The sequence below is a fragment of the Bradyrhizobium sp. S3.3.6 genome (genome assembly GCF_040546905.1).
In the GTDB taxonomy this organism is placed as follows: Bacteria; Pseudomonadota; Alphaproteobacteria; order Rhizobiales; family Xanthobacteraceae; genus Bradyrhizobium; species Bradyrhizobium cytisi.
In genome coordinates, this window is record NZ_JBEPOT010000010.1 from 162,083 (window position 1) to 175,128 (window position 13,046).

A 13,046-nucleotide genomic window follows, 5' to 3' on the forward strand; every position below is an offset into this window, starting at 1 on the left:
ATTGACCGATCGAAGGGGCCTGCCACTGCGGAGACCGGGCTCTGGTCCCCCGACCGGACTGCGGTCCCTTCTACATCCCCTAGCCTGACATGGTGGGGTGGCCCCAGGGATGGCGGGGCCCTCCTCGTGATCACTGACGTCTCAGCTCGCCTCTTCGCAGGGGGGTGGGTGTGGTGGTCACGTGCCCGCGGAGAGTGCGCCACGCACTACGATCGACATGATGCCTCATCCCGACTTCGTATTGTACCTGTCTTGCTAGAGATGGCTCTCGTCCTAGGAGGCACTTCAGGTCATCTAGGAATTGATCTAGCGACATCTTCTTCTTGCACCCCTTTGGGGGTAGCAGGACCCCTATATCCCTTATTTCATAGTGTTTTATCGACTTTTTATTTTTTCCGGTGTTGCCGCTGTGTACGAGAGCAACTACGTCGTTGCTTATGGTTCGCAACATTGCGGCCACGGACAGAAGGAGACTGAAATGCTGTCGAACATGACGACGGAAGATATTCACTGGCTTGTAGGCACCGTTGACAATCTCGGTTCGGTTGAAGTTGTCAGCAAGAATAAGACGCCGACTCTTATTCTAAAATTCAAGACGCCATACTTAGACAAGCTGGTGGCCATATGTCGGGCCGCTCGCTACGAGGGTTCGCCGACCGGACCACGAAAACCTTCGGGCGACTCGGTGCAGCCCCAGTACACCTTGACGTTTCGTGGCAGAAACTTTGCCATGATCGAGAACCTCGTCGTGCCGCTTCTACGGACGGGCAAACGAAACGTGTTTGCGAGGCGGCGTGCTGAGTTGATGGCTCAGCGTGAAAGCTTGGGGCTTACGGGGCCGCGCCATTCGATCGATCCGGAAGCACAGGCCTAAGCCATCGCTTCTAGTTAGTTGGCATTCCGGCCGGGGTTCGAACTGCAAGAATCGAACTTCGACGCGAGGTGCACCGCACCCGATGGGGCCTAGGGCCGGGATTGCTGACGTCGCACGATATTCCGTTGTAGAGCGCATCTGTCGTGGTGCAGCGACGAAGAGGAGTAGCAACCTTGCTTGGAGGTAAATCGGCTGCAGTTTCTCGGCTGCGAAGCAGGCAGTTGTTGAAAGATCGCATCCAACGCGGCCCTCTTAACGCTGCGAGTACGTGCGCCATCCCGGGCTGCGGACGGCCGACCATGAAGGCTGCCAAGCAAGGATTGGCGCCGCACCACTGTCGTCGTCACACTGAACACAAGGCACGCCACGGCAGCTATTGGCTCAACACCTACACTGCCGCCGAGCTGAAGCCATATCTGTCAGCCGCGGCCGCTTACGTCAGCCTTCGAGCTGCCCATGACAAGTTTATCACCGTAGCGATAACCGCTGTGCAGTCTGCCTTAGACGAAGCTGGGCCGGTCGAGATAGCAACCAGGCTGAAGGGCCTTGCGGCCGTCAAGCGGGCTAGGATTGCCCTGGCGCGACTACGGATCGCCAAGGTCAAGCCGGAACGCATCGTCTCAATCGTCCTGGCCGTGACTGCGCTGGCCGATGAGAAGGGGCACCGGACTAGGGAATTCCGCACTGTTCAGTGCTCAAAGGCAATCCACCGTTTGGCCAGCGGCACAGGTTGGGTGATCTATGACGATCAAGGTCGCGAGCACCGGAGCCGGCGCCGCGCCTATCCGCGATCATCGGGTCGAGTGCTCCGCCTGATGGGTCGGATGCTTGAAGAGCCCTGCGAGTGGGTCATCGAGAAGCACCTCGCGGGCGTCTTGGCGCATAAGAAGCGCTATGGGCGGCATTCGGCTTGTGCTGCTGGCTGACTAACTACTCAGCTCGGCTTTTCAAATGCAGCATCATTATCGAGAGATCTGGTCGCACTTGAACGGTACGCACATGTTGAAGGTCGAAGCCGGTCACTTTGAACACAGACGATAGGCAGGCTGCTCCCACAATGATTCCTCGACCCAGGCCTATGTGGTTTGACCCTCAGCTTCGCGCGAAGAGCAACGGGCTTCTGAGCGCAGTAGACCGACTAGCGAACACGCTGCTAGAGCACGAGACCGTGAGCGGCCTTCGTAAGCGAGCGCGGAAGGACTCCGACCGCAACAACTTCTATGCCGCCGTGGAAGCACTAGCTTGCAATCTGATTCTGCTGAAGGCCACCGGCAGCGATGCCAAGCTTGCCGTGCCTCGCTCACACGCCTTTTTGTGGCAAGGTAACGCCAGGGCGAACCCTGTGTATGGTCAGCATTTCTTGACGGCCATCGGCCTGATGGCATCGCTGGGCCTCATCGTGGAAGCGCGCCGTGGCTACAGGATCTCCGCCAAGTCGAAAATGCCGTCGCTTATCGGACCAACAGCTGACCTCGCCCAGCATCTGCCCCTAGCCCCGCCCGATTGGCGCGCCATCCATCAGATTGATGATCCTGTATTGATCATCCTAAAGGAAGGAAAGGACGAAGCGGGTCACGCGGCCGCTATCACGTTCCGGGAGACCGCCCAATCTCGCAAGTTTGCGAATCAAGTCCAACGCCTAAACAAATTCCTGCGTGAGGCGGACATCGAGGTCACGTGCCAAAACACCAGCCTCTCGTTAGGGAAAGACGGACATATCATTGCGCCCTACCGCCGTTCGCTTCGGCGCATCTTCAACAATGGCACATGGCAGCATGGCGGTCGCCTCGCGGGTGGCTTTTGGATGTCGATCGAGAGAGCCGAGCGAGACCGCATCCGGATTGAAGGCGAGCGCATCGCGAACGTCGATTATCGGCAGCTCTATCCACGCCTTGCCTACGTGCGGTCAGGCGAGACGCAGCCCGAAGGCGACATCTATGATGTAGCCGGAGATGGCACCAGCCGAGATGGTTGGAAAAAGCTCATGAACGCGATGCTGTTCTCGGATGGGCCGCTGAGGAATTGGCCCGAAGATACCCGTCAGCATTTTCCGACCGGCACAAAACTGCGAACGGCCATTGAGATGCTTGCAGCGAGGCACGCGGCCATCAAGCATTTGTTCGGTGCAGGCCTGGGATTTCAGTTGATGCGCATTGAGAGCGACATGCTCATCGAGGTCACAACTTATCTGGCCCAAGCCGGGGTCACCGCGTTGCCACTCCACGATGCTGTTCTGGTCGCGAAATCCAAGGCCGACACCGCAGCAAGGGCGATGCAGGCAGTTTTCAAGCGAGGGACCGGCTCTCCGTGCGCGATTGTTTCGACGACATTTTGGTAGTGATTTCCATTACTTATCTTCTTACGCCTCCGCTAATGGAGGAGTGATAGAGGGGGGAGACGTAGGGGGTATATAGGGATACCTCTGAGTTCTCTCCCACATGGGCTGCCTTCGAGGGTGGGTGATGAATCACCACCACCATCTCCACGCCCGCCATCCAGGCCCCTTATGAGGAGCCCTTTATGATTTTTTCGTCGTAGTGTGAACCAGTTCATATTTCCCGCCGCGGAGCGAGCACTACCTTTGCGGGTGCTAACGTCGGACGCGCTTCTTCCGGAGGAAGATATGAGTACGTGCGGACGAACTGTATCCAGCATCCAGAATGCTGCCAGCGCCATACTGATCACCGCAACGATTGCGACGCTCTACGCCGGATCGGCATTTGCGCAATCACAAACTGTTTCCCAAGTCCGAAAGCAACAAGAAGCCCTGATTTGGACGACCGACTACGAAGGTCTTGTTGACGGAAAAGCCGGTGAAGGCACGCTTGGGGCTATCGGGAAATTCCAAGCTCGCATTGGACATCCGGTAACAGGTCAACTGACTTCAGCGGAAGAGGATCAACTTCTGCGCGACGGTCGCGCTCGTCGGACTCAAGCTGGGTTTAGGCAGTTTACAGACAATGACGCGGGAGTATCAGTCGGCATCCCCTTGGGTCTCGTGCAGGGACCAGTGGAAACGAAGTGGGGTAACCAGTGGTACAGCAGAAGCAATGGACTCCTTGTTGAGACACTGCGGTTTGGGACCGAGGTGTCGCTTAAAGATCTCTTCGACAGATTCCTCACAGTCAATAACAGGAAAGTTTCATATCAGCGCTTCGAAAATAGTTGGTTCGTGATTGCTGCATTCGAGGGGAAAGCCGCTGTTTATGTCCGCGCCGATGTTGTAGCGCCGCCTAACCAACCGTCCGAGATACGCGGATTTTCGATTTGGATGAGCAAGGATCGGCCTGCCGAGTACCAAGCAATTCCTCCCGCAATGCTTTCTAGTTTTAGGTCTAACACCGATCGAAAGAATGACGCGTCGTCGAATGCAACGGTTGGCAGCGCTCCGCCTACCGTTGTGAACCCACCTCCTGTTGTAATTCAGGCGAATAGATCCGCAGTCAGCGTTTTAGATTGCTACAAGGGACTTGGCGATTGTCCAGCTGCTATGACCCCGGCTCCGGTTGCCGCGTTTAGGTAGTATTTGAGGCTTAACATCGAGAGATGTCGCTATGTGTGTTTCATGCTCGCGACGCGCCTTGATCGTCGGCTCGATAGCGGCCCTCGCGTCGAGCCAAACAGCTTCCTATGCAATCGACGGCAGCCGCGTCGCTTGCATTTCCGGAAGTTCTGCGCCCGATTATAGTGACATGACATCAAAATCGGGCGATCCGGCCTTTGATAGAGCGCTGATAATAGAATTGAAGCGCATCGTTACGGTGATTCCGGTCGATCCTGGATTCAAGTTTGTCAACGCCAAGAACGCCGGAGCCACGCCTGAGACTATCGTCAATGGAACAAACGGGACTGTTTTAATCGGAATCAGGTTGGTTCATGAGCTTCTCAAGCCGAGCCAAGGAGGCATCACCGTAGCCTGTGTGTTGGCGCACGAGTGCGGTCACATATTTCAGTTTTTCTCGACCGATCAATATTATGCTCGCTTGAGCGGTCCGACGGAACGTTTGCGTGAGCTTCATGCAGACGTTCTCGCCGGATACTATTTGGCTAAGAAAATGGGATCTGATCCAGGCGCTATGCGCGATGTACTGAGAGCATTCATTGACTTGGGCGCTTACGAGAACGCCTCACCGGATGATCATGGATCTCCAGGTCAGCGATGCGCGGCATTGGATAAAGGATATACGCTGTCGTTGAGTGGGAAACCGTTTCAGGATTCAGCGCGAGAGGGTGCGTCCTATGTGCGTGGATTATAGAAAGCATTCAGCTCAGCTCACTTTGGCCATAGCGATGTCGAGTTGCTGGATTTCGTCAGGCGCCTGCGAGGAATCCGTGCCTCCTCCGCCGGTACTTCAGAATCCTCTTAGCTCGGGAGCCACTCTGGCGGGATTTTTTTCGTCAAAGACGCCTTACGAGTTTTGGCTTACCTGCTTGATCGGTGTTCTTGGTCTCGCGATTATAGGTGCACTTATTTTTTCACTGCGAAAAGTACCGAATGCTCGGCCCGATGACATTGCCCGCCCAGTAATCATACTTACCGTAATTACCGGAACTCTCATCTTGGTGACAGTTGGCTACAGCAACGAACAGATTGCACCCGCTTTTGGACTGTTCGGAACTATCATTGGGTACATGCTAGGTCGTTTTGCGCAATCTGCGGCTGCTCCTATTCCGAGTGACTCTCAACAAAACACTGCTTCCCAGTCACCAGCAAAGCGTCCGAATACCGAAGAAATAAGGAGCGCAGCATGATAGTCCGCGCGGCGATTCCGGTTGGCGTTTTTATCGCAATAAGCCTGGGGGCGCCGGCCGCAGCGGGGGATTCTGCGACACCAAGGACGCCTATCGGTCCTCGGGAAGGGGGGATAGCTCAGATAGCTCCTCCGTCTGTCCTTTTGAATTCGCCACCTAAATCGGGTGAAATTCGCATAAGAAATCCCGGCCCCTATACGTTAGTGTTTTCTTACTGGAACGGGCAGTCTGCATGGCAAACCCTATCGATTGAGCCTAAGCAGTCGACGGACTTTTCGTGTGTAAAATGCGGCGAGACGGTTTTAGTCTCGTACCACGACGGAAAGGAAAATAAGGTGATCAAAGCAACAACTGGACGCACCTATCTATTTTGGCCTGGACAGGCGAATGCCTGGATTCTGGTTTCAGCGTCTTCCGAATCCCAGTAGGTGCGTCAGATTCGGGATGCGCCTTTAATCACGCGGCAGATTCCGGGCGCTTTAGGTCCGGTCGAGCATTTTCAGGACGGCCTCAACCTGCTGCAACTTTTGCCACAGGACTTCCCCCTCGGCCTTGTTAACGAAGATGCGCCCGCGAAGGTCGGCACGAAGCCGCTCCAATGTCTGCATCGCGGGTTTGTGGGGTGGTTCTTTCTTCGGTGGCAAATACTCGTCTCCTAAGCCTAAGAGACGCGCGAACTCCGCAAGGTCAGGTAGCTCGCCACTTTGCAAGATATCAGCGAGGCGTTCGGAATCGCGGTCTGCATCGGACATTGAAAATTCAGACATCCGTTAGGGGCAAGCGTTAGGGGCGGCGTTGGGGTACAGCGGGCACCCAGCCTGAGCAACTTCAACGATTTGAAGAGGTTACGCCATGCCGCGAGGGATGGCTGGGGAACCTGGATTCGAACCAAGACAAACAGAGTCAGAGTCTGTTGTGCTACCGTTACACCATTCCCCAACGGAATAGCCGAACAAATTCAAGGTCTTACCGATTTGTCCGACTGCGGCCGGAAGCGCGTTTGGCGCAAATCGCGGCTCAGGCGTGGCAGCCTTCTACCTGCTCAGCCCTAGGCTGGCAAGCGCGGCTGTAAACGGATCAAGCGCAGCCGCCACAGCTTCAAGCACGCGCCCCGCCCCCTACTCCACCTTGATATTCGCAGCCTCGATCACCTTCTTCCACCGCTCCGTCTCGGAGGCGATATAGGCCGCGAACGGCTCGGAATCGACGGCAACTGCGGTGGCGCCGAGCTCGGCCATCTTCTGCACCGTCTCCGGCTGCTGCATGTAGGCGCGGATCTCGGCCGAGAGCTTTTCGACGATCGGCTTTGGCGTGCTGGCCGGAACGAAGAAGCCGTGCCAGGCGACCGCTTCGAAGCCGGGGAGGAATTCGGCCACGGCCGGCACTTCCGGATCGAAGGCGGCGCGCTTCGGCGTTGCGGTGGCAAGCATCGCGAGCTGACCGGTCTTCACCTGCGGCAGCAGCAGCGGCACGTTGTCGAAGGCGAGATCGATCTGGCCGCTCAACAGGTCGGTCAGCATCTGGCTCGAGCCCTTGTAGGGCACGTGCACCATCCTGGTGCCGGTCATCTGCTGAAACAGCTCGCCGGCGAGATGCTGCGAGGTGCCGACGCCGGCCGAGCCGAACGAGACCTTGTCCGGGTTCGCCTTCAGATAGGCGATCAGCTCCGGCACGGTCCGCGCCGCGATCTTGCTGGGGTTGATGACGAGCACGTTGGGCACGACGCTGATCTGGGCGACCGGCGCCAGGTCCCTGTCCGGCTGATAACTGAGCTTCGGCCCGTACAACGACGGATTGATCGCGAGCGCCGACGTGCTGGCAAGCCCGAGTGTGATGCCGTCGGGGGCCGACTTTGCCAGCCGCGTCACGCCAAGGATCGAGCCGGCGCCGCCGACATTCTCAACCACGAACGGCTTGCCTAGCTTCATCTGCAGATGGTTCGACACCATGCGCGCAAAGATGTCCGCGGTGCCGCCGGCGGCAAAGGGCACGATCACGCTCACCTGCTTGGACGGATAGCCGTCCTGCGCACTCGCCGGGGACATCGCCAGCAGAATTGCCGAAGCAAGACCAAGCCACATCGATCTCATCGAAGTTTCCTCACCTTTTACAGTATTGTTGTTGAGTTGCCGCGGGCGCGCGGCGGAGATAGCTAGCTAGAACCCGACCTCGTACATGCTCAGGATCGCATCCCGGCTCAGATCGCGCGGATTGTTGTCGAGCAGCCGGCGAATGGCGTGCGCCTCGTCGGCCATCACACCGAGATCATTCCTGGGCACGCCGAGCGCCGACAGCCGCATCTCGACGCCGAGATTTTTGCAGAACGCATAGGTCGCATCGAACGCAAGCTTGGGATCGTTCTGCTCCGGCAGACCGAGCGCTCCAAGCACCGCGACCGTCTTCGCCTCGACCGCCGGCATGTTGAACGCCAGCGTGTGCGGGAAGATCACGGCACAGGCGAGACCGTGGGCAATGTGATGCCGTGTGCCGAGCGGATAGGCCACGGCGTGTCCGGCGGTGGTGTTCACCGGCCCCAGGCAATAGCCGCCATACAGCGAGGCCAGCGACAGACCGGCGCGCGCCTCGCGATCGCCGCCGTCGGCCACCGCGCGCTTGAGATAGCGCCCGACCAGCCGCGCGCCTTCGAGCGCATAGAGATCGATCGTCGGATGCGCCTTGCGGCTGGTATAGGCTTCGACGCAGTGCGCCAGCGCATCGACGCCGGTGGCTGCAGTGATCTCCTTTGGCACGGTCATCGTCATGTCAGGATCGACGATGGCGATATCGGCCAGCATGAAGCGGCTCTGCACCGCCTGCTTATTCTGGCTGACGGGATCGGTGACCAGCGCGCGGGTACCCGCCTCGCTGCCGGTACCGGAGGTGGTCGGAATCTGCATCAGCGCGACGCTGCGGCCGGCGACCTTCTCCGGCCCGACGATGTCGGCAAAGGCGACATCACTGGTGCAGAGCACGGCGACCAGCTTGGCGATATCCATTGCGCTGCCGCCGCCGAAGCCGACGACGAGATCGGGCTTGACGTCGCGCGCCATCGCGACCGCCTTCTCGAGATTGGGCAGGTCCGGCTCGGGCTTGACGTCGCCGAACACTTTGACTGCGCCCGGCAGGGCCAGCGTGTCGACGCGACGCGCATTGAAGGGATCGGAGACCACCATCGGCCGCTTGGCACCGATCCGCTCGGCGAAGCGCGCTGCTGCAGTGATCGTGCCGTTGCCGAACTCCAGGATGGTGGGGCGGAGAATTTCGATGGGCGTGAAGGCGTTGGTCATGGTGGGCTCGATCTCAGGACCTGGAAGCGGCGGCGCCGGCGGCGAGACGCTCGGCATAGTCGATGGCTTCGATCAGGCTGTGCTCGTTGGCGATGCCCTTGCCGGCAATGTCGAAGGCAGTGCCGTGGTCGACGGAGGTGCGGATGATCGGCAGGCCCAGCGTGATGTTGACGCCGGAGAGCTCCTGCCAGCGACCGGTGGCGGGATCGACCTGGAAGCCGAGCAGCTTGACCGGGATGTGCCCCTGGTCGTGATACATCGCGACCACCGCATCGTACTGGCCGGCGCGCAGCTTGACGAAGATGGTGTCGCCGGGCACGGGACCGACGACGTCGAGGCCGTCGGCGACCGCTTTCGCAATCGTCGGCGCGGAGACGTCGATATCCTGCCGGCCGAACAGGCCGCCCTCGCCGGCATGCGGATTGAGCGCAGCGACTGCGATCTTGGGCCTGGCGATGCCGAGCCGCAGCAGCGCATCATTGGTGAGATCGATCACCATGCGCAGCCGCTCCGGTGTCAGACGCTTCGGCACGTCCTCCAGCGCCACATGGGTCGAAACATGGCTGACGCGCATGTTGCCGTGGGCCAGCAGCATCACCGAGCCGCGCACGCCGGTGAGATGCGCCAGCATCTCGGTGTGCCCCGGAAAGTGATAGCCGGCCTTGTTGAGAGCTTCCTTGTTGAGCGGCGCCGTGACGATGGCTCCGGTCCGGCCCGCCTGCGTCAGGCGCACGCCCTGCTCGATCGCCTTGTAGGCAAAGCGGCCGCCATCGGCGCTGAGCACACCTGGCCTGATCGGGTCGCCCTCGGCGTCGGCTTGCAGGTAGCAGAGGTTGGGCCAGCCGCGATCGTCGGCCGTGACTTGCGGGATCGCAACATTGGCACCGAGCGCGGCCTTCGCGCCGTCCAGCGCAGCGCCGCTGCCGATGATCAGCAGACGCAGATCGCCACTCGCGATCCGATCCTTCAATCCCACACAGGCCTTGATGATGATCTCCGGCCCGATCCCGGCGGGATCGCCCATGGTGATGGCAAGATGACGAGAGGTCATGTCGGGCTCCCCATATTGAGCAAATGATTGTCCCGGAGCAGATCGCGCCAGAGATCGCGCCCGCCGAACGCTCCGGATTTCGAGATCACATCGACGCCGGCCCAGCGGCCGCCTTGCAGCGTCGAGCGCGGCAAGCCCGGCACGATCCGCCCTGTCGCCTGCAGCGCGTGCGCGCCGAGTGCAAGGCATACGGCCTTCAGCGTCTCTCCGCCAGCAACGATCAGGGTTCCAGGCGGATCGAGCTCCGCGACCAGCGCCGTCAGCTCGCGCGCGATCCGTTGCGCGGCATCGGCGCGCGACAATCCTTCGGCAAGCGAGAATTTCACCAACGCCACGCCTCGCTCGGCCAGCTTGCGCTGAACGAGCGCACTGCCGTCACCTTCGGCGAGCGCAACAGCAGCGTCGCCACATGCATCCAGCTGGGATGCGGTGGCGGCTTGGTCCGAGCCGAACAGGCCCAGCACCGGCCGCTTGAATTTCGAAAGTGCATCTGCGCGGTGGCCACGCGCGAGTGCACCGGCCAGCCCGCCGCTTCCGCACCACAGCACCGGCCCGGGCATCCGCCGCGCCAGCTCGACGACGCGATCGAGATCGAGGTCGGTTCCAGCATCGAAGACCTGAACGCCGCCTTGCGCCAGCGTGTCGGCGCTGCCGCGCTGCGCCTCGATGCCATCCTGTCTCAACTGGTCCAGCAGATTGTCGCCGACGCGATGCCAGTCGCCGTCCATCATGCGCGCATATTGCTGGGCATCGACGGTGCGGCGTCCCTGATAGTCGAAGGCAGGCGCGACCACGCATGACGCCCAGTGACCAGTGCTCAGGCAGGCGCCGAGCTCGGCCGCCCAGGCGCCACGGAGCAGGCTATCGACCTTCTTGTAGGCAATCGTGCCGTCGCGAAGCAGCGGCGCCAGCCGGGCGACGATCGCGACGCTTTCGGCTTTCGAACGTTCGCGGGTGCCGCTGTCGATCGCGAGGCTCGGGGAGCCTGACGCCGCGGGCGTATCCTCCCAGATGACGTCGAACGGTCCGCACAGGCCGACGAACTCCGCCGCGGTGTCGAGCGCGCCGGTCAGGTCGTCGGCAAGCAGGCGGATGGCGGCGAGCCCGGTCAGCGCGTCCTGGAAAGACTCGGACATCGGATCGCCTCGCCGCTCGCGCCCGCCTTAAGCGGCCGTCGCGAATGCCGCGGCATTCGCGAGCAGCTCTTTCAATTGAGCTGCCGGCAAGGTCTCCAGCGGCGGCCGCAGGCGCTGCCAGCCGGCGTGACCGGTGCGCTCGGCCATCAGCGCCTTCAGGGAGGGCATCTGCGCGAAGCGCGAGACCAGCTCACGCGCGTTCACGATGCGCGCCCGTGCAGCCGCAAGGCTTGCGTCGTCGTCGCTGTCGCGGAAATGCTTGAAGACATAGGCGAGATCGCGCGCGACGAGGTTCGAGGTCGCGGTGATGCAGCCCGCGCCGCCCTTGCGCAGCAGCGGGAGCAGCAGCGGGTCGGCGCCGGTCAGCACCGAAAAGCCCGGGAACCGATCGACCATCGCGGTCATGTTGGCGAAGTCGCCCGAGGAATCCTTGATGCCGGCGATGGTCGACGGATAGGCCGCTCGCAGCCGCTCGATCAGCGCGTGCGAGATCGGCTGCATCGACATCTGCGGGATATGATAGAGCACGATCCTGAGGCGCTTGTCGCCGATGCGCTGGATGATCTCGCTATAGGCGGCATAGACGCCGTCATCGCTGACGTTCTTGTAGTAGAACGGCGGCAGCATCACCACGGTATCGACGCCGACCGACAGCGCATGGCGCGTCAACGCGATAGTCTCGGTGAACGCGGCGACGCCGGTGCCCGGCAGCAGCTGTTTCGGCTTGATGCCGCCGGCGATCACGGCCTCCAGCAGCGTGGTGCGCTCGGAGACCGAGAAGGAGTTCGCCTCCCCCGTGGTGCCGAGCATCGCGATGGCATCACAGCCTTCGTCCAGCAGGTAGCGGCAATGCGCGACAAAGCGCGCATGATCGGGCGCGAGCTCGGCGTCGAGCGGCGTCAACGCGGCGGAGAACACGCCATGTGGGTGCAAGGACTGGGGGTGCAGCGATGATGTCGACAAAGCTTCCTCCGATCGTCAGATCGATGTTGTTCGGAATGCGAACATTTGTTATAATCTGACCCGTTGGTAAGATCAGGCTGCCGCCGCGTCAAGGGCTGTGGCTGTCATCGCAGGGCGTACGGGCATGGCCAAGGTCGAAAAGAAGGCGGCGAAACCCGCACCGGAAGCTACACCGAAAAATCCCGAGAATAAAAATCCCAAGAATCATGTCGCGTCCGTAGGCAAAGCCTTTGCCGTGCTCAAGAGCTTCACCAGCGAGGCGTTCGAGCTGACGCTGAGTGAAGTTGCCGCTCGCGCCGATCTCGACCGCGGAACGGCGTTCCGGCTGATCCAGACCCTGATCGAACTCGGTTATCTCCAGGCGGTGCCGCAGAGCCGCCGGTTCCGTCTCGGCCTTGCCTGCCTCGATCTCGGCTACACCGTGCTGTCGCACGGATCGTTGCGCACCATCGTCGAGCCCTTGCTGCGCGACCTCGTGCCCGAGGTCGGCGATGCGGCCTCGCTCGGCATCCTCGATGGTGGCGATGTGATCTATCTCGCGCGTGTCGGCGCCGGCCTCGACCGCCACAAGATGGATCGTCGGCCGGGCACGCGCATCCCCGCCTATAGCGCCGCGCTCGGACATGCCATGCTGGCGCATCTTCAGCGCAACGAGCAGATCGAGCGGCTGGAGTCACGGCCCCGCGTCAAGCTGTCGGAGCGAACGCTGACCGATCTCGACGCCCTGCTCGCCCGGCTCGATCAGGTGAAGAAGAAGGGCTATGCCGTCTCCGACGGCGAGAACGCCTATGGCCTGCGCACGCTGGCGATGCCAATCCTGGACGCGCAGGGTTTTGTGATTGCCGGACTGAGCGTCACCGTGGATGCGATGCGCATGGACATGCCGACCTTTCGCGATCAGGCGCTGCCGAAGCTGATGCGGCTGACGAGCACGGTGCAGGATATCACGATCAAGTCGGGCCTGTTGAGCTGAGCGCGCAACG

The 13,046-nt window shown here is 60.8% G+C and carries 12 protein-coding genes and 1 tRNA gene; 6 read left to right on the plus strand and 7 right to left on the minus strand.

The window, feature by feature from the left end; genetic code table 11:
• The first annotated feature begins 478 nt into the window (after positions 1-478).
• From ABID59_RS26295 to ABID59_RS26315, 5 genes are all read left to right on the plus strand, one after another.
• A complete protein-coding gene (locus ABID59_RS26295; RefSeq protein ID WP_354085313.1) occupies positions 479-874 on the plus strand; it encodes a hypothetical protein in 396 nt (131 codons plus the stop codon).
• 299 nt (positions 875-1,173) lie between these two features.
• Positions 1,174-1,800, plus strand: coding sequence for a hypothetical protein (locus ABID59_RS26300; protein WP_354085314.1), 627 nt, complete (start codon positions 1,174-1,176; stop codon positions 1,798-1,800).
• Positions 1,801-2,042: 242 nt separating this feature from the next.
• Positions 2,043-3,212, plus strand: a complete 1,170-nt coding sequence (locus tag ABID59_RS26305; protein WP_354085315.1) for a hypothetical protein — start codon at positions 2,043-2,045, stop codon at positions 3,210-3,212.
• Positions 3,213-3,497: 285 nt separating this feature from the next.
• Positions 3,498-4,397 carry a peptidoglycan-binding domain-containing protein gene (locus ABID59_RS26310; RefSeq protein ID WP_354085316.1) on the plus strand — a complete coding sequence of 300 codons (900 nt, stop codon included), beginning with the start codon at positions 3,498-3,500 and terminating at the stop codon, positions 4,395-4,397.
• Positions 4,398-4,566: 169 nt separating this feature from the next.
• Positions 4,567-5,130, plus strand: a complete 564-nt coding sequence (locus ABID59_RS26315) for a M48 family metalloprotease (RefSeq protein WP_354085317.1) — start codon at positions 4,567-4,569, stop codon at positions 5,128-5,130.
• Positions 5,131-6,105: 975 nt separating this feature from the next.
• On the opposite strand, the gene ABID59_RS26320 is transcribed toward ABID59_RS26315, so the two are convergent.
• From ABID59_RS26320 to ABID59_RS26350, 7 genes are all read right to left on the minus strand, one after another.
• Complete coding sequence (locus ABID59_RS26320; RefSeq protein ID WP_354085318.1) at positions 6,106-6,378, minus strand: hypothetical protein; 273 nt, start codon at positions 6,376-6,378, stop codon at positions 6,106-6,108.
• Between the two features lie 113 nt (positions 6,379-6,491).
• Positions 6,492-6,565: transfer RNA gene (locus ABID59_RS26325), tRNA-Gln, on the minus strand.
• A gap of 179 nt (positions 6,566-6,744) precedes the next feature.
• Complete coding sequence (locus tag ABID59_RS26330) at positions 6,745-7,716, minus strand: Bug family tripartite tricarboxylate transporter substrate binding protein (RefSeq protein ID WP_148749403.1); 972 nt, start codon at positions 7,714-7,716, stop codon at positions 6,745-6,747.
• Between the two features lie 66 nt (positions 7,717-7,782).
• Positions 7,783-8,913: an iron-containing alcohol dehydrogenase gene (locus ABID59_RS26335; protein WP_354085319.1), complete on the minus strand. Its 1,131-nt coding sequence runs from the start codon at positions 8,911-8,913 to the stop codon at positions 7,783-7,785.
• 13 nt (positions 8,914-8,926) lie between these two features.
• A complete protein-coding gene (pdxA, locus tag ABID59_RS26340; RefSeq protein ID WP_354085320.1) occupies positions 8,927-9,964 on the minus strand; it encodes a 4-hydroxythreonine-4-phosphate dehydrogenase PdxA in 1,038 nt (345 codons plus the stop codon).
• Entirely contained in the window at positions 9,961-11,100 is a 1,140-nt protein-coding gene (locus tag ABID59_RS26345; RefSeq protein ID WP_354085321.1) for a four-carbon acid sugar kinase family protein, read from the minus strand. Before ABID59_RS26345 ends, pdxA begins: the two co-directional genes overlap by 4 nt.
• Before the next feature lie 27 nt (positions 11,101-11,127).
• Positions 11,128-12,048 carry a dihydrodipicolinate synthase family protein gene (locus ABID59_RS26350; protein WP_354085405.1) on the minus strand — a complete coding sequence of 307 codons (921 nt, stop codon included), beginning with the start codon at positions 12,046-12,048 and terminating at the stop codon, positions 11,128-11,130.
• A 139-nt stretch (positions 12,049-12,187) separates the two neighbouring features.
• On the opposite strand from ABID59_RS26350, the gene ABID59_RS26355 reads away from it, so the two are divergent.
• Positions 12,188-13,036: an IclR family transcriptional regulator gene (locus ABID59_RS26355; RefSeq protein ID WP_354085322.1), complete on the plus strand. Its 849-nt coding sequence runs from the start codon at positions 12,188-12,190 to the stop codon at positions 13,034-13,036.
• The last annotated feature ends 10 nt before the right edge of the window (positions 13,037-13,046 follow it).